General features: G+C 65.0%; 13 protein-coding genes. 7 read left to right on the top strand and 6 right to left on the bottom strand.

What is annotated here, in order from left to right; all coding sequences use genetic code 11:
• Positions 1-11: 11 nt before the first annotated feature.
• Together BUF17_RS10975 and BUF17_RS10980 are read right to left on the bottom strand one after the other, a co-directional pair.
• Positions 12-1,442, bottom strand: a complete 1,431-nt coding sequence (locus BUF17_RS10975; protein ID WP_073628596.1) for an ABC transporter substrate-binding protein — start codon at positions 1,440-1,442, stop codon at positions 12-14.
• Positions 1,443-1,820: 378 nt separating this feature from the next.
• A complete protein-coding gene (locus BUF17_RS10980) occupies positions 1,821-2,741 on the bottom strand; it encodes an AraC family transcriptional regulator (protein ID WP_073628598.1) in 921 nt (306 codons plus the stop codon).
• 549 nt (positions 2,742-3,290) lie between these two features.
• On the opposite strand from BUF17_RS10980, the gene BUF17_RS10985 reads away from it, so the two are divergent.
• Positions 3,291-4,385, top strand: a complete 1,095-nt coding sequence (locus tag BUF17_RS10985) for an alcohol dehydrogenase catalytic domain-containing protein (protein ID WP_073628600.1) — start codon at positions 3,291-3,293, stop codon at positions 4,383-4,385.
• Positions 4,386-4,563: 178 nt separating this feature from the next.
• Here BUF17_RS10985 and BUF17_RS10990 read toward each other — a convergent pair whose 3' ends face one another.
• Complete coding sequence (locus BUF17_RS10990; protein WP_073628602.1) at positions 4,564-4,887, bottom strand: hypothetical protein; 324 nt, start codon at positions 4,885-4,887, stop codon at positions 4,564-4,566.
• 353 nt (positions 4,888-5,240) lie between these two features.
• On the opposite strand from BUF17_RS10990, the gene dps reads away from it, so the two are divergent.
• Positions 5,241-5,729, top strand: a complete 489-nt coding sequence (gene dps, locus BUF17_RS10995; protein ID WP_073628604.1) for a DNA starvation/stationary phase protection protein Dps — start codon at positions 5,241-5,243, stop codon at positions 5,727-5,729.
• Positions 5,730-5,887: 158 nt separating this feature from the next.
• Here dps and mmsB read toward each other — a convergent pair whose 3' ends face one another.
• From mmsB to chvE, 3 genes are all read right to left on the bottom strand, one after another.
• Positions 5,888-6,997, bottom strand: coding sequence for a multiple monosaccharide ABC transporter permease (gene mmsB, locus BUF17_RS11000; protein WP_244530866.1), 1,110 nt, complete (start codon positions 6,995-6,997; stop codon positions 5,888-5,890).
• Positions 6,998-7,098: 101 nt separating this feature from the next.
• On the bottom strand, positions 7,099-8,634 hold the full coding sequence (mmsA, locus tag BUF17_RS11005; protein WP_073628606.1) for a multiple monosaccharide ABC transporter ATP-binding protein: 1,536 nt from the start codon (positions 8,632-8,634) through the stop codon (positions 7,099-7,101).
• Positions 8,635-8,873: 239 nt separating this feature from the next.
• Positions 8,874-9,893: a multiple monosaccharide ABC transporter substrate-binding protein gene (chvE, locus tag BUF17_RS11010; RefSeq protein WP_428977648.1), complete on the bottom strand. Its 1,020-nt coding sequence runs from the start codon at positions 9,891-9,893 to the stop codon at positions 8,874-8,876.
• 425 nt (positions 9,894-10,318) lie between these two features.
• On the opposite strand from chvE, the gene BUF17_RS11015 reads away from it, so the two are divergent.
• The 5 genes from BUF17_RS11015 (at position 10,319) to BUF17_RS11035 (ending at position 16,331) form a co-directional block, all read left to right on the top strand.
• On the top strand, positions 10,319-11,296 hold the full coding sequence (locus BUF17_RS11015) for a LysR family transcriptional regulator (protein ID WP_073628610.1): 978 nt from the start codon (positions 10,319-10,321) through the stop codon (positions 11,294-11,296).
• A gap of 110 nt (positions 11,297-11,406) precedes the next feature.
• Positions 11,407-12,201, top strand: a complete 795-nt coding sequence (locus BUF17_RS11020; RefSeq protein WP_084564481.1) for a GntR family transcriptional regulator — start codon at positions 11,407-11,409, stop codon at positions 12,199-12,201.
• A gap of 158 nt (positions 12,202-12,359) precedes the next feature.
• A complete protein-coding gene (locus tag BUF17_RS11025; RefSeq protein ID WP_073628612.1) occupies positions 12,360-13,760 on the top strand; it encodes a transaminase in 1,401 nt (466 codons plus the stop codon).
• Positions 13,757-15,169, top strand: coding sequence for a glutamine synthetase family protein (locus tag BUF17_RS11030; RefSeq protein WP_073628614.1), 1,413 nt, complete (start codon positions 13,757-13,759; stop codon positions 15,167-15,169). Before BUF17_RS11025 ends, BUF17_RS11030 begins: the two co-directional genes overlap by 4 nt.
• A 136-nt stretch (positions 15,170-15,305) precedes the next feature.
• Complete coding sequence (locus tag BUF17_RS11035; RefSeq protein WP_073628616.1) at positions 15,306-16,331, top strand: LacI family DNA-binding transcriptional regulator; 1,026 nt, start codon at positions 15,306-15,308, stop codon at positions 16,329-16,331.
• Positions 16,332-16,422 lie beyond the last annotated feature (91 nt).

Below are 16,422 nucleotides of genomic sequence, written 5' to 3' on the forward strand. Positions count from 1 at the left end.
GGGACGTCCGGTTACTTCTGGTAGCCGAGGTTCTTCAGCTCGGCGTCGACAGCGGCGGCCGCCTTGTCCAGGGCCTCGCCCGCCTGCAGTTCGCCGGTGATGGCCTGATAGATGAAGGGCGCCATCGCCTCGCGGGCCTGGTTGTGGAACGGGTAGGGCGGGGCGCCGCGGAACAGCTTGCCCTTGTCGCGCATCAGCGTGTAGTAGCCGTCGACCTTCTTGTCCTGCTCGATGATCTTCGGATCGTCGTAGGTCGCGGTGTGGGTGATGCGGCTGCCGGCGAGTGCCCAGTCCGCCTGCACTTCATCCTGGCCGATATATTCCAGGAACAGGACGGCCGCTTCCTTGTTCTTGGAGGAATGCGGGATGCCGAAGGCGCCGCCGTCATAGTAGCCGATATAGCCGGCGCCGGACTCGGCTTCTTCCATCACGCCCGGCTCGACCGGGGGCAGCGCAACGCCGACCTTGCCGACGACGGTGGACTTCTCGGGGTTGGTCGCGATCCAGGCGGCGTTCTCGCCGTAGACGAGACCCTGGGCCGCGCGGCCCGCGGCGAACGTGGCGGCGACTTCGTCCCACGTGCTGGAGGTCGATTCCGGCGGGGCGTAGGCCAGGTTGCCGATCCACCAAGCCAGCGCCTTCTTGGCGGTGTCGCTGTTCATCTTGCCGCCCTTGTCAACCGAGGCGACGTAGGTCTTCGGATCGATGCCCCAGTTGTAGATGCCGTAGGTCGGCAGGATGCTCTCGACGAACTCGTAGACCGAGGCCGGATGGCCCGACGCCGCCTGGACGGTTGTGCCCCAGAGCTGCAGGTCGTTCGACTTGCCGTAGTCGGTGAAGAACTCGGCGATCTGGGTGTATTCGGCGTGATCCTTCGCGGGCGCCAGGTCGCGGCCGTACTTGGCCTTGAAGTCGGCCTGCACCTTCGGATCGCTGAACAGATCCTTGCGATACAGATAGACCTTGATGAAGGCTTCCATCGGCACGCCGAACAGGTCGCCGTTGTCGCCCTTGAAGTTGTCGATGAAGCTGGTGAAGTGCGAGATGTCGAACGACGGAGCCTTCAGCGACGGGTTCTTGTCGAGGAACTCCGTCAGATCCACCAGGAACTTGCGGGAGAGATAGCTGTAGATGATGTCCTGCTCGATATAGACGAAGTCATAGATGCCGGTGTTGGCCTCCATGTCCTTGATCGCCTTGTCGTACATCTGGTCCCAGGACGTGCCCTCGAACTCGACCTTGATGCCCGTGGCCTTGCTGAAGGCCGGCGCCAGCACGTCCTTCACATAGTTGGACGGCGGCGTGCTTTCGGAAATGCCGCGGATGGTGACGCCCTGAAGATCCTTCGCGGCGTCGGACCAGAAGTCCGCGAACGCCGGGGCCGTGCTCGACAGCAGCGTTGCGGTGAACGCGGCGGCGACCCAGTTTCTCATATGTTTCATCGTGCTCTCCTCCCCATGACGCGCATTCTCGGATGCGGTCTATGCCCTCCGGGTTCATCCGCGCCGCGGTGGAAGCGGCCACGGTGCCCGGCTGTTCTTTCTCGTTGCCGCCATCGACACTCGTCGTGGCAACCGATGCCCGGCTCGACCATGTTTCATGCCGAGCGGGATACGTAGTCGTCCAGGAAATTGCCCCTCCCGGACTTTGAAACTTATCGAAAATTCCGAACTTAAATTCGAATAGACTATCTGCTGCCCGATACGATCAGCCTCGAACACGCTACTGATTGTTATTGTTGGCAGCCACGCCTACTTTTTTGGTGTCCGATACTTTTTTGCTCCGCAAGGCAACGGAGGGCCTTCCGCAGGCACACGCCATTACATCGGCGCGTGAAAGACCCCTGCGAAGGGAACGGGCGTAGCGACCATGCGCGTGCGCCGGCGATAGGCGGACGGGGTCTGGTCGCAGAACTTCGAGAACTGACGGTTGAAGTTCGCGATGTTGTTGAAGCCGACCTCGAAACAGATGTCGGTGATAGGCTGATCCGTCTCCATCAGCCGTGTGCAGGCTGAATACACACGGGTTCGATTGACGAACTTCGCAAAAGTATGGCCGGTCTGCTTCTTGAACCACCGGGAGAATGCTGTCGGCTCCATCCCGCACAGCTCGGCGACCGTGGAAAGACGAATGTCGGCGACGTAGTTCTCGCGGATATATTCCAGTGCGATCTCGATGCGCTCCTCCACCTGCGAACGCGCCGGCGTCGGCAGCCGGCGCGACAAGCTGCGGCGTTCGGACGGGCGCGCCGCCAGCAAGGCGAGCAGGTCGAGGAAGAGAACGAGGCGCGTCGCGCCGATGGCCGGGCCGATCTGGCGCAGAAGTTCGGCGCCCTCGCGCGCCGTGCGGCCGGAAAACACGAGCCCGAACGCGGCCTCATCGAACAGCGTGCGGACTTCCTCGAACTCCACGAAGGACGCGCAGAGCCGGTCTGCGAACTGCGGCGTGAACTGCACCAGCATGTCGCGATTCGGCACCACGACCCCGGCCGGAACGTCGCTCATCCAGTTGTGCGGAACGTGAGGCCCCGTCAGCACGAGGCACCCCTCTGTGAACGGCTCGACATGGTCGCCGACCATCATCGTCCCGCTCGAAGCCTGGATCAGGTGCAGTTCATATTCCGGATGATGATGCCATTTTGCGAGATGATGCGGATAATCGTGCACGTTCCAGCGAAATGACTCCGACGGACGGTAGACGATCACCTCGTGATCGGGCGCAAGTCTGCGATCCACACCCATGTCGACCTCCCACTCTCATTGTTAAGGGCCGCTCTTCGGCAGCTCCTTCAGCCACTTCGCCCCGTTTCGACCGAGCGGCCAGCGCTCACTCCCCTTGCCGAGAACACGGGCGATCACTTCGATTCAGTTCGGCGGATTTCCGACGTCGACCTGTCGGCTCTCTCCGGCGACGATTGGTCCCGGCGCGTGAAACGCGCCTCTCTCCCTCCCATCTCGAACAAGACGCGGCCAGCCTTTGCTGAGCCTTTGGCGACGGCGCCATGCCCCTGGCACCGCCGCGGAGCGGGTCCGCTCCCGCACCCGTTCACCCGGCTCTGAGGATCGTTCCTCAATCCCGCCGCTGCCGCAAATCGTATGTGCGGCTTGCGGTGGTGGCTATCCCCGTTTCCGGCGCGACTTGTATTATTTTGGCACACGAAGCCGAGAAAGTATGGATGAGCCCGCACGATCACGATAGCGGCCCGCGCCGGCATTGATAGCCTTTCCGCAGAACGTCCGCACCGGACCCGCCGTGCCGGCGGCGCAAACAACCACAAGCGGGAGGAAACCATGCTGAAAAACGCGATCGAACTGCCGAAGACGATGGCCTCTGTCGTTTGCTTCGGTCCGAAAGACTATCGCCTCGAAGAAATTCCGGTGCCGAAGGCCGGTCCCGGAGAAGTTTTGGTAAAGGTGAAATCCGCCGGAATATGCGCCAGCGATCTCAAGTGCTATCTCGGCGCACCGCTTTTCTGGGGTGATTCGACTCGGAAGGGCTATTGCCAGCCGCCGATCACGCCCGGACACGAGTTCGTGGGCGAGGTGGTGGCCCTCGGCGAGGGGGCGGGGGAAAAGTACGGACTGGAGATCGGCGACCTCGCCGTTTCCGAGCAGATCGTGCCCTGCTGGGACTGCCGGTTCTGCCGGACCGGCAAGTACTGGATGTGCCAGCGCCACGACATCTACGGATTCCGGCAGTCCACCCCGGGTGCGATGGCGGAATTCATGTGCTTCCCGGTCGGCGCGCTGAACCACAAGGTTCCCCGCTCGATGCCCGCCCATCATGCCGTCTTCATCGAGCCGCTGGCGTGTTCGGTCCATGCCGTGCAGCGCGGCAACATCGAGTTCCAGGACGTCGTCGTGATCGCCGGCGCGGGCCCGCTCGGCCTCGGCATGTTCGCCGCGGCGCGCATGAAGCAGCCTGCGCTGCTGATCGCCATCGATCTCAACGACCAGCGGCTTGAGATGGCCAAGCGCTGTGGCGCGGACATCGGCCTCAATCCCACCCAGGTCGACGTCGTGGCGGAGGTGCTGCGGCTCACGGGCGGCTACGGCTGCGATGTCTACATCGAGGCGAGCGGACATCCCCAGGCGGTGGTCGACGGGCTTGCGATGATTCGCAAGCTCGGCACCTTCGTCGAGTTCTCGGTGATGCGCGAGCCGGTGACGGTCGACTGGACGATCATCGGCGACACCAAGGAACTCAACATCCACGGCGCGCATCTCAGCCCCGACACCTACCCGGTCGCGATCCGGATGCTGGAGCAGGGCTTGCTGCCGATCGACGAAATCGTCACCCACCGGCTGCCGCTCAAAGACTTCCAGGCCGGCATCGACCTCGTCGCCTCCGGCAAGTCGTCCATCAAGGTGACGCTGGAACCCTGAGCCTGCCGCCGGCGTCCGATTCCGGCCGGGCGGCCCGTTCGATTCGGGCCGCCCGGTCTGCCTCATAGCGCCTTCCAATCTGATCGCAGCATCGGATCGACAGGAAATCGCTTCAGGTTCAGAGGGCTGAGCTTATGCTTTCCGCTCTGATCGGCCGAGCGGGATATGCTCCAGCCGCTCAGGACTTCTTCGTGCACTGGTCGGCGATGATCTCGCCGTCGCCCTGATAGTCGTTCGCCGCGGACAGCCAGGTGTGGCACGCCTGACGGGTCTTGAAGCAGGCCTCGACAGCCTTGCCGGAATAGTCGCGGGTGCCCTTCACGACATAGCGTGCGGTCCAGATGTTCTGGGTCTTGCCGCAGGAAGCCTCGTCGCGCTGGGTCTCCACATAGGGGCTCTTGGTCTGGTTCAGCGCGATCTCCGACGGGCTCTGCACGCAACCCGCCAGCATGAGAACGGCGCAGCTGCCGGCCGCCACCATCGAGGATATGTTCTTCATCATTCGGTTCTCTCCTTGTTGGGTGATCGTCGCCCACGGCCGGGAGAGGATAGCCCGGCCTTTCGCGCCGGGGCACTGCAAATGAGGCCGCCCTGCCATATTTCGGGCGAGACGGGGGCATTTACGGGCGTTTCACAATCGCCCGAAGAAATCGGCCCGGCGGTGTCCTGCCGGCTCGTATCGGCTTGAATTGCGCATAAGCGCTGCCCACTATTCCAACGCAGGGAAGGGCCGGCGGAACCGGTGCCGCAATCCGCATGTTATTTTCGCCGTGCTAGTCTCGCCCGAGAGGGCAACGCATACCTCCACGGTCCGTTCAGGGCCGATGTGATTCAACCAGGAAAAGGTACCGTCCGATGACCGTCCACTCGACACGGAACGATCTTCCGTCCAACACCAAAACGGTTGTTATCGACCTTCTCAACAGGACGCTGGCCTCGACCATCGATCTGGCGCTCGCCACGAAGCAGGCGCACTGGAACCTGAAGGGCCCGCAGTTCATCGCCGTTCACGAGATGCTCGACGGTTTCCGTGGCGATCTCGACGGCCATTCTGACACGATCGCCGAGCGTGTCGCCCAGCTCGGCGGCACCGCGTTCGGCAGCCTCCAGACCGTTGCGTCCGGCACCAGCCTGCCGCCGTATCCCACGGACATCTACTCCGTGCACGATCACCTCGCTGCCCTGATCGAGCGCTACGGCATCGTCGCCAACGCGGTTCGCAAGGCGATCGACGAGGCCGACGAGGCCGGCGATCCGAACACGGCTGACATCTTTACCGCCGCCTCCCGTTCGCTCGACAAGGACCTCTGGTTCCTCGAGGCGCACGTGCAGGAGAAGAACTGACGCGACCGGCTGCGGCCGCGTCACGGTCCCGCCGGGCACTGATCTGGCGGGACTTCCATCCGGAGACGAAAAAAGCGCGCCCGACCGGTCGGGCGCGCTTTGTTTTTCGATCGCGGAGGAACGGTACCGGGAAGGGGCCCTCCGCCGGCACCGGGCCGTCACTTGTTCTTGTTGTAGACGTCGATGAACACGGCGGCGAGCAGCACCAGGCCCTTGATGACCTGCTGGTAGTCGATGCCGATGCCGAGGATCGACATGCCGTTGTTCATCACGCCCATGATGAACGCGCCGATCACGGCGCCAACCACCGTGCCGACGCCGCCATAGGCCGAGGCACCGCCGATGAAGCAGGCCGCAATCACGTCGAGCTCGAAGCCGACGCCGGCCTTCGGGGTCGCGGTGTTCAGGCGGGCCGCGAAGATGAGACCGGCGAGCGCGGCCAGCATGCCCATGTTGACGAAGGTGAAGAAGGTCAGCCGGTCGGTCTTCACACCGGAGAGCTTCGCGGCCTTCTCGTTGCCGCCGAGAGCATAGATGCGCCGGCCGATGATCGTGCGATTTGTCACGAACGCGTAGATGGCGATCAGCGCGAACATGATGATGAGGACGTTCGGCAGGCCCTTGTAGGTGGAGAGCAGGTACGTGAAGTACAGGATGACCGCGGCGCCGATGCCGTTCTTCAGGAGGAAGAAGCCGAACGGCTCGGTCTCGACGCCGTGGTGAACCTGCTTCTGGCGGTTGCCGTAATTCACCCAGATCAGGATCGCGGCCACCGCCACGCCCAGGATCATCGACGTGATGCGCAGGCCGGGCTCGCTGCTGAAGTCGGGAATGAAGCCCGACGAAAGCCGCTGGAACGCCTGGGGGAACGGACCGACCGACTGACCGGCGAGCAGGGCAAGCGTCAAGCCCTTGAACACAAGCATGCCCGCGAGGGTGACGATGAACGACGGGATGCGGAAGAACGCGACCCAATAGCCCTGTGCCGCACCGATCACGCCGCCGGCCACGAGGCAGACGATGGTCGTCGGCAGCGCCGGAACGCCCCATTGCACCATCATCACCGCCGCGAGCGCGCCGATGAAGCCGGCGACCGAACCGACCGAAAGGTCGATGTGGCCGGCGACGATCACCAAAAGCATGCCCAGCGCCATGATGACGATGTAGCTGTTCTGCAGCACCAGATTGGTGAGGTTGAGCGGGCGCAGCAGGGTGCCGTTGGTCACGATCTCGAAGAAGACCATGATCGCGAACAGCGACAGCAGCATTCCGTATTCGCGCAGGTTCGACTTCAGAAAGCCGGCGCCGGACTTGCCCGGAGGAGTGGTCTTGGAGGGCGCCGTCTTGCCGGCCGTGGAATCGGTTGTTGTCATTGCAGCTTATCCCCAGCCTTCATGATCGAGCGCATGATGATCTCCTGCGACGCTTCCGCCGTCGGGAATTCGCCGACGAAAGCTCCCTCGTTCATGACGTAGATACGGTCGGTGATGCCGAGCAGCTCGGGCATTTCCGACGAGATGACGATCACGCCCTTACCTTCGTCGGCGAGCTCGTTGATGATGCCATAAATTTCGTACTTCGCCCCGACGTCGATGCCCCGGGTCGGCTCGTCCAGGATCAACACTTCGGGTCCGGCGAACAGCCACTTGCTGAGCACGACCTTCTGCTGGTTGCCGCCCGAGAGATTGACCGTCTGCTGGTAGACGCTGGAGCAGCGGATGCGCAGCTTCTGGCGGAACGAACTCGCGACCGTCAGCTCGCGCATGTCGTCGATGACGGGCCCGCGCGAAACACCCGGCAGGTTGGCGAGCGTGACGTTCTTGCGGATGTCCTCGCCGAGCACGAGGCCATAGTGCTTGCGGTCTTCCGTGGCGTAGGCGAGGCCGTTCTGGACCGCCTTGCCGATGGTGCTGACGTCGATCTTGCGGCCGTTGAGGGTGACGTCGCCCGAAATCTTCTGCCCATAGGAGCGGCCGAACACGCTCATGGCGAACTCGGTGCGTCCGGAGCCCATCAGGCCGGCGATGCCGACGACCTCGCCACGTCGCACGTGGAAGTCGACGTTCTTGATGATCTGCCGCTCGGAATGGATCGGGTGGTACACCGACCAGTTCTTCACCTCGAAGATCGGCTCTCCGATCTTCGGCACGCGCTTCGGGTAGCGGTCGGCCATCTCGCGCCCGACCATCCCCTTGATGATGCGGTCTTCGCTGATCGCCGTGGCATGACAGTCGAGCGTCTCGATGGTGGCACCGTCGCGCAGCACCGTGATCGAATCCGCCACCCGCGAAATCTCGTTGAGCTTGTGGGAGATCAGGATCGAGGTGATGCCCTGCTCGCGGAAGCCTTCGAGCAGCGTGAGCAACGCCGCACTGTCGCTTTCGTTGAGGCTCGCCGTCGGCTCGTCGAGGATCAGCAGCTTCACCTTCTTCGAAAGCGCCTTGGCGATTTCCACGAGCTGCTGCTTGCCGACGCCGATATTGGTGATGAGCGTGTCGGGAGATTCGTCGAGCCCGACGGTCTTCAGCAGTTCCTGCGTGCGCCGGAACACCGAGGAGCGATCGATCACCCCGAAACGCGCGGGCTCGTTGCCGAGAAAGATGTTCTCGGCAATCGAGAGCAGCGGAACCAGCGCCAGTTCCTGATGGATGATGATGATGCCCAGCTCTTCGCTGTCGGCAATGTCGCGGAACTGCCGCGTCTCGCCCTGGTAGACGATATCGCCTTCATAGGTGCCGTGCGGGTAAACGCCGCTCAGCACCTTCATCAGCGTCGACTTGCCGGCGCCGTTCTCTCCGACGAGGGCATGGATCTCACCGGCGCGGACGACAAGGTTAACGTCGTTCAGCGCCTTGACCCCTGGAAAGGTCTTGGTGATCCCTCGCATTTCCAGGATGGCATTCATCGCTTGACCTCAAATCGCCTCCGGCTGACCGAACCTTCCGGTTAAGGGGGAGCCGGATGAGCCCGGAGCGCCCGCGTGGCGCGGGCCGGACCGGGTGACCGATACAGAAACAGGGCCGGCAGACCTTGCGGCGATGCCGGCCCTAGGACCTTAAGTCGTGCCCCGGTCGTCCATGAGCCACCGGTCCACGCCCCGCGTCGGGGGCGTTTTCCGGCCGCGCCTGACGACGCCGGTCGAGATTACTGGATCTGATCGAGCGTGTAGTACTTGCTACCGATCAGGATCGGCTCCCAGTTGCTCTTGTCCACCGAGACCGGCTTCAGCAGGAAGGACGGAACGACCTTGATGCCGTTGTTATAGGTCTTGGTGTCGTTGATTTCCGGCTGCGAGCCGCTCAGGAGAGCGTCAACCATGCCGGCCGTGACCTTGGCAAGCTCACGGGTATCCTTGAACACCGTCTGGCTCTGCTCGCCGGCGATGATCGACTTCACCGACTGGATTTCGGCGTCCTGGCCGGTGATGACCGGCATCGGCTGGTCGGAACCACCGTAGCCGACGCCCTTCAGCGACGAGATGATGCCGATGCTGAGACCGTCATAGGGCGACAGGACCGCATCGACGCGCTTGTCGGTGTAATAGGCGCTGAGCAGGTTGTCCATGCGAGCCTGAGCGACGGCCGGATCCCAACGCAGGGTCGAGACCTTGTCCATGCCCATCTGGCCGCTCTGCACGACGAGCTTGCCGCTGTCGATGTAGGGCTGCAGCACGGAGAGCGCGCCGTTGTAGAAGAAGTAGGCGTTGTTGTCGTCCGGCGAGCCGCCGAACAGCTCGATATTGAACGGACCCTTGCCCTGGTCGAGGCCGAGCGCCTTGATGATGTAGCTTCCCTGCAGCACGCCGACCTGGAAGTTGTCGAACGTGGCGTAGTAGTCGACGTTCGGGGATTCGCGGATCAGACGATCATAGGCGATGGTCTTCACGCCCTTGTCGGCGGCCTGCTGCAGGACGTCCGAAAGCGTGGTGCCGTCGATCGAGGCGATCACGAGCACCTTGGCGCCCTTGGTGACCATGTTCTCGATCTGGGAGAGCTGGTTCGGAATGTCGTCGTCGGCATACTGCAGATCGACGGTGTAGCCCTTCTCCTCAAGGACCTTCTTCATGTTGTCGCCGTCCGCGATCCAGCGGGCGGAAGACTTGGTCGGCATCGCGACGCCGATGATGCCCTTGTCCGCGGCGAACGACGGCGCCGCAAAGGCCATCGAGCCGACGACGAGCCCTGCGAGGATGGAGGTCAGTGCCCTCATGCTTTTCTTCTCCCAGCGTTGTGGTTGTTGTCATCGGGAGGGCTCGACGTGCCGTCCGCCGGCCGGCCTGGCGGCCAACCGTCGCTTGCCCTCTCTGAGCCGGGCTTTCCCCCCAGCCGCGTTTCGAACTCTCCCGGTACCGGAGGCACCTCCCGCTCGGAATGATGGGCGCCCCTCAGATTGGCAGACGTTGATGCGATTTCCGTATAACTTTCAAGTGCAATTTTTCGCATGAGACATATCAGAAATGATATATCTCATGCCAAACGGTGTATCGCAAGCCGCCAAAATGAGGGGTCAGACGTCCGGAGAGGGCCTCGGGCGAGCGTGAGGAACGAGGGACGAACCGCATGAAAGACTTCAGTTCCGGGAAAGTCGGGATGCGGGCGACCGCTTCCGCCGGTGCCGTCGTGGCCCCTCGCGAACCCGTGCAGATCGATAGGTTGCTGCGAGCAGGGCTGAAGCTTCGCCATCTGCAATTGCTGATCGCGCTCGACGACGAGCGGAAGCTCCAGCAGGCCGCCGCGTCGCTCAACATCTCCCAGCCGGCGGCATCGAAGATGCTGAACGACGTCGAGAAGATCGTGGGCGTCACGCTGTTCGACCGGCTAGCGCGCGGCATCGAGCCCAACCTCTACGGCGAGGCGCTGATTCGTCGCACGCGGACGATGCTGGCCGAACTCGGTCATGCGGAATCCGAGATCGCCGCGCTCAAGGGCGGAGAGGGTGGCGTCGTGTCCGTCGGCGCCGTGATGGCGCCCGCCATCGAGGCGCTGGTGACGGCGATCGAGTCGGTGCGCCGCCGCCTACCGCGGCTTGAGATCTTCGCGCAGGTGGAGACGAGCGACGTTCTTTCCGAGGCCCTGCTCGCCTCCCGGCTCGATTTTGTGATCGCCCGCATTCCGTTCTTCGCCGATCCGGCGCCGTTCGACTACCGCGAGGTCGGGGCAGAGGAGGCGTGCCTCGTCGTGCGGGCCGGTCATCCGCTGGCCTCGCTGGAGGCGGTTACCCCGCGCGACCTGGAGAACCGCGACTGGGTTCTGCAGCCGCGCGGCTCGCTGCTGCGCCGCAGCCTCGAAGCCATGATGGTGCGCAACGGTGTCGCTCCTCCCGACCGTATCGTCACGACCGGCTCGTTCCTGATGACGATGGTGATGGCCGCGAAGACCGATTCCATCGCGCCGATGGCGACCTCGGTCGCGGATCTGATGATGTCGGCGGGACAGTTCTGCAAGCTGCCCTTGACGGAGCGGGTCATGGTCGAACCGTTCGGGCTGATCAAGGCGAAGGGAAGAAAGCTCTCGCCCGCAGCGGAGGTGCTCTATCAGGCCGTCGCGGCGCAATTGATGCCCGGATAGCTTGATATCGACGATTGAAAGCCCAGATCAAAAGACGTTCTTATTGTCGGCAAGCTTCGTCGCATGCAGGCCGAGTGTGTCGGACGGGTGGAACGCGGCGGGCAAGTGACATGAAGCAGGCATATCCCCGGGACGGAGAGACCGAAGGCGATCCTGGACGGAGACGGTCCTCGCGCCTGCTGCGGGCGTCGCCGCGCGGGCGCGCAGGTCCGGTCAGCGGTGACACGCAGGAACAGGGGTTCAGCCTCGACGGCATCGCGGTCGATCCGTCTCTGCCGGAGGAGGACCGCCTCTACGCCGCCATCCGGGACGGTCTGTCGGCCGGGCGCCTGATGCCTGGTCAAGGCATCGGCATTCGCACGCTCGCCGAAGCCTTCGGCATCGGCCCGGGCGCCGCGCGGGAGGCCGCAAGGCGGCTTGCCGCCGAGGACGCGGTCCTGCTGACGGACAGCCGCATCGAGGTGCCTCCGCTGTCGCTGGATTGCTTCGAGGAACTGATGCAGGCCCGGCTGTTGCTGGAACCGGCCTGCGCCGTGCGGGCGATGCCCTATGTCGACCGCGGCCTTCTCGGCCGCGTGCACGATTACGACGCGGTGGCGCGGCGGGCGGCCATCAGCGGCGATGCCGAAATCGGCATGATGGCGAACCATCGGTTCCACTTCGAAATCTACCGGGCCGCGCCCTCCCATGTGCTCGTTCCGCTCGTCGAGCGCATCTGGATGCGCTTCGGACCGTTCATGCGCGCGGTCTACGGCATGGCGGGAACGCCGGAGCCGCCGCTGCAGCATGCCGCCATCATCGCCGCCATCAAGCGCCGCGATCCAGAGGCTCTGAAGGCTTCGGTGGCGGAGGACATACGGTCCGGGCTGTCGGTCTTCGACAGCGCGATGTCGGCACGACGCTGAACCGCGTTCCGGCGGCGGGGGTGGTGCCGTTGAACCGCCACGATCGCGGGGTCGCCCGCTATGCTTCCGCCTCGAAATCGGATTTGATCGGCGCGCTTTAACCGTGGTTCGGCGCATTCGTGCGGTCCGGACGACCCATAGCCTGCCGAACGGACATCATGTCTTCCCAACCCGATTCTTCCGCTTCGAGTTTCCGTGCCTTCGAAAGCGCCGCGGCGGCGCTCTATGCCAGGGAGGCCGCGGTCTATGCCGAGCGGAGGCCCCGGTCCTCGGCGGCGTGCCGCGACCACGGCGCCGGTTTCGTCTCCAACGTGCCGCTGCACTGGATGCTGGACTGGCCGATGCCGTTTCCCATGGTGGTGGCCGAGGCGCAGGGCGTTCATATCGCCGACATCGACGGCAACCGGCTGACGGATTTCTGCCTCGGTGACACCGGCGCCATGTTCGGCCACGCTCCGCCGCCTGTCGTGCGGGCGCTCGCCGGGCTTGCGACGCGGGGCTTCACCTTCATGCTGCCGTCGGCCGATGCCTTCGCCGCCGGCGACCTGCTGGCCGCGCGCTTCGGGCTGCCGCATTGGCAGGTGGCGACCACGGCGAGCGATGCCAACCGGTTCGCCATTCGCGCCGCGCGCGCCGTGACGCGCCGCCCCAAGGTCCTGGTTTTCGACGGCTGCTATCACGGCACCGTCGAGGACACCCTGGTCGATCTCGTCGACGGCCGCACGATCGCGCGCCGCAGCCTGATCGGCCAGGTCGCGGACCTGTCGCAGACGACGGTCGCGATCCCGTTCAACGATGTCGACGCGCTGCGGCAGGCGCTTGCTGCCGGAGACGTCGCCTGCATCATCGCCGAGCCGGTGATGACGAACTGCAGCATGATCCTGCCGGAACCCGGCTTCCACGAGGCGCTGCGCGCGCTGACCCGTGCCGCCGGAACGCTGCTGCTGATCGACGAGACCCACACCCTGTCCACGGGGCCGGGAGGCTACACGCGCGTTCACGGGCTGGAACCCGACCTGATGGTGATGGGCAAGCCGATCGCCGGTGGTGTTCCGGCGGCGGTCTGGGGCATGACGGCAGCGGTCGCCGAGGCGTTCGCGGCGGCGCGCGATCGCGACGAGCATGGCCACTCCGGCATCGGCACCACGCTTTCGGGGAGCGCTCTGCAACTCGCCTGTCTGAGGGCCTGCCTTGAAGAGGTCATGACCGAGGAGGCCTATGCCGCGATGCTCGATCGCGCCGCCGAGATCGAGGCGGGGCTGGCGTCCGTCATCCGCTCGTTCGGACTGCCGTGGCACGTCGCCCGGGTCGGTGCGCGGCTCGAGGTCGTGTTCCGGTCGGCGCCGCTGCGCAATGCCGCCGAGGCGCGTGCCGCGGCGATGCCGGAGACCGAGCGGGCGCTGCACATGATGCTGCTCAACCGCGGCTTCCTGCTGACCCCGTTCCACAACATGGTGCTCGTCGGCCCCGGCGTGACGAACGCGGAGGCGGCAGCGTTCGTCGCCGCGTTCGCGGATGCGGTGGCGGAGCTTTCTTCGTCCGCGGAGGCGATCCAATGAACATCCAGGCCCCCGATGCCGAGGCCGTCCGCCCTCGCGGCGCGGCGCCCGTGGAGGAAGCGCAGGAATTCCTCGACGCTCATCCGGAAATCGTGGCGATCGATCTCGTCCTCGTCGACGCCAACGGCATCGGGCGGGGCAAGATCGTGCGCCGCCACGAGCTGATGGCGATCTACCGCAACGGCCGCCACCTGCCGGGTTCGATCCTCGGCCTCGACGTGACCGGCGAGGACGTGGAGGAAACCGGCCTCGTCTGGTCGGACGGCGATGCGGACCGCCGCGCGTGGCCGGTTCCGGGGTCGCTCGTCGCCATGCCGTGGACATCGCCGCCGCGGGCACAGGTGCAACTCACGCTCCATGAACTCGACGGCTCCCCGATGATGGCCGATCCGCGCCATGTGCTGGCGTGGCAGGACGAGCGCCTGAGGCGCCAGGGGCGCCGGCCGGTGCTCGCCTTCGAGCTTGAGTTCTATCTGCTCGACCGGGAGCCGTGCGCCGACGGAACGCCGAGGCCGGCACGGCTGCCGGTGACGGGCGAGCGACCCGAGACGATCCAGGTCTATGGCGTGCAGGAGCTCGACAGGCTCGAGCCGTTCATCGACGCGGTCTACCGTGCCGCGGAGGCCCAGCGGCTGCCGGTGGAGACCATGATCTCCGAATATGCGCCCGGCCAGTACGAGCTGACCCTGCGCCACCGCGACGACGCGCTGCGCGCCGCCGACGACCTCGCGATGCTGAAGCGGCTGCTGCGCGGCCTCGCCGCCCGCCACGGCATGATCGCGAGCTTCATGGCGAAGCCCTTCGCCGACCGGGCCGGTTCCGGCATGCACCTCCATGCGAGCCTCGCCGACGAGACCGGCGCCAATCTGTTCGCCGATCGCGAGGGACAGGTGGTGCCGCTCCTCGCACACGCGGTCGCGGGCCTCCTCGACACCATGGCCGATGGAATGTTGGTGTTCGCACCTCATCAGAATTCCTGGCGTCGTTTCTCCGCCGGGAGCTACTCGCCGATCGCCCCGAACTGGGGCACCAACAACCGCAGCGTCGCCGTCCGACTGCCGGCGGGGCCGGCGCCGACCCGTCACCTCGAACAGCGCGTCGCGGGTGTGGATGCCAATCCGTACCTCGTGGGGGCGGCGATTCTGGCCGGCATCCGACAGGGCATCGAGCGCGCCCTCGATCCCGGCGAGCCGGTGTCGGGGAATGGATATGCCACTGCAAAGACAAGCGAAATTCCGTCGAGCTGGCACGCTGCCATCGGGCGCGCGGCCGGTTCCGCCTTCCTGAGGGACGAGGCGCTCGGGCCCGTGATGCACGACGTCTTCCTGGCGTTGAAGCGTGCGGAATATGCCCGGTTCGCGCGGGATATCTCGCCGTTCGAATATCGCACCTATCTCGAAACCGTGTGAGCGGTGGAGGGGCGGCCCGTGGCCGCCCTTTCCCGTCCGGACGCGACGTTGTGAGGGAAACGCAGGCGGCAGCCGTCAAAATGACTTGCGTACATCAGCCGCGATCAATATAGCGGTTGCAGGGAGGTTGGCTCTCATGGGCAAAATGACACTGGAAGATGTCGCCCGAGAAGCCGGTGTAAGCCTTGCGACCGTGGACCGGGTGGTGAACGGGCGCGCCGGCGTACATGCGCGCACCATCGAGCGGGTTCAGACAGCGATAAAGCAGCTCGACTTCCGGCCGGACCGGCATGCCTCGCGGCTTGCCCGGGGACGCGATTACGATTTTCGCATCATCCTGCCGACGGGCGAGAACGACTTCATGAAGATCCTGGAGGCCGAGTTCCGCGCCACGGGGGAGCGCATGGTGCGCGAGCGCGTTCGGCTGGACATTTCCCAGGTCGACGTGTTCGACGGCGCCGCGCTGGCCCGCGCGCTGGAGAACCTTCCTTCCGGCGTCGATGGCGTGGCGCTGGTGGCGCTCGACCATCCGGCGGTGGCGGAGGCGGTGAACGCGCTCACCGATTCCGGCGTGACGGTGCTGACGCTCGTTTCGGATCTGCCGGCCACGCGGCGGGCAAGGTTCGTCGGCATTGACAATTTCGCCGCGGGCCGCACGGCGGCGTCCCTCGTCGGCCGACTGGCAGGCCGGCGTTCTGGAAAAGTGGGACTTATCGCCGGCTCGATGTCGCTGCGCGACCATATCGAGCGCCACTACGGCTTCGAGCAGGTCATGGCGCTCGAATATCCGAACCTCGAAGTGCTGCCGGTGCGCGAGGGGCGCGACGAGAACGCGCGTGCCGAGGCCGCCGCGAGGGCGCTTCTCGCCGATCATCCCGATCTCGTCGCGATCTACAATGTCGGCGGCGGCCAGCTCGGCGTGGTCAACGCGCTGGAGGAAAGCGGGCGGTCCCAGGAGGTCGTGTTCGTCGCGCACGAACTGACCGCGCTGGCGCGGCGCCAGCTCGTGCGCGGCACCATCGACGCCATCATCAATCAGGACGCCGGCCACATGGCGCGCAGCGCCGCGCGGATCCTGCTGGCGTTGCGGGAAGGCGATCCCATCATCGCCGCCCAGGAGCGGATCCGCATCGAGATCTTCCTGCGCGACAACGTGCCTTGAACGTGATCGAGCGGGCGGCGCAGGCTTGCCCGCGCCGGTCCATCGACTGACCGGATTGACCGCCAGCGGACGAACGAAGCCGCAGCGGCAT

Source organism: Pseudoxanthobacter soli DSM 19599, assembly GCF_900148505.1.
Classification (GTDB): domain Bacteria; phylum Pseudomonadota; class Alphaproteobacteria; order Rhizobiales; family Segnochrobactraceae; genus Pseudoxanthobacter; species Pseudoxanthobacter soli.

What these genes read in the sequence shown, in the direction of transcription:
- BUF17_RS11035 (WP_073628616.1), top strand. Translation starts at nt 15,306, where the DNA reads ATGGGCAAAATGACACTGGAAGATGTCGCCCGAGAAGCCGGTGTAAGC.
- BUF17_RS11025 (WP_073628612.1), top strand. Translation starts at nt 12,360, where the DNA reads ATGTCTTCCCAACCCGATTCTTCCGCTTCGAGTTTCCGTGCCTTCGAA.
- dps (WP_073628604.1), top strand. Translation starts at nt 5,241, where the DNA reads ATGACCGTCCACTCGACACGGAACGATCTTCCGTCCAACACCAAAACG.
- BUF17_RS10990 (WP_073628602.1), bottom strand. Translation starts at nt 4,887, where the DNA reads ATGATGAAGAACATATCCTCGATGGTGGCGGCCGGCAGCTGCGCCGTT.
- mmsB (WP_244530866.1), bottom strand. Translation starts at nt 6,997, where the DNA reads ATGCTGCTGTCGCTGTTCGCGATCATGGTCTTCTTCGAGATCGTGACC.
- BUF17_RS11030 (WP_073628614.1), top strand. Translation starts at nt 13,757, where the DNA reads ATGAACATCCAGGCCCCCGATGCCGAGGCCGTCCGCCCTCGCGGCGCG.
- mmsA (WP_073628606.1), bottom strand. Translation starts at nt 8,634, where the DNA reads ATGAATGCCATCCTGGAAATGCGAGGGATCACCAAGACCTTTCCAGGG.
- BUF17_RS10985 (WP_073628600.1), top strand. Translation starts at nt 3,291, where the DNA reads ATGCTGAAAAACGCGATCGAACTGCCGAAGACGATGGCCTCTGTCGTT.
- chvE (WP_428977648.1), bottom strand. Translation starts at nt 9,893, where the DNA reads ATGGCCTTTGCGGCGCCGTCGTTCGCCGCGGACAAGGGCATCATCGGC.
- BUF17_RS10975 (WP_073628596.1), bottom strand. Translation starts at nt 1,442, where the DNA reads ATGAAACATATGAGAAACTGGGTCGCCGCCGCGTTCACCGCAACGCTG.
- BUF17_RS11020 (WP_084564481.1), top strand. Translation starts at nt 11,407, where the DNA reads ATGAAGCAGGCATATCCCCGGGACGGAGAGACCGAAGGCGATCCTGGA.
- BUF17_RS10980 (WP_073628598.1), bottom strand. Translation starts at nt 2,741, where the DNA reads ATGGGTGTGGATCGCAGACTTGCGCCCGATCACGAGGTGATCGTCTAC.
- BUF17_RS11015 (WP_073628610.1), top strand. Translation starts at nt 10,319, where the DNA reads ATGCGGGCGACCGCTTCCGCCGGTGCCGTCGTGGCCCCTCGCGAACCC.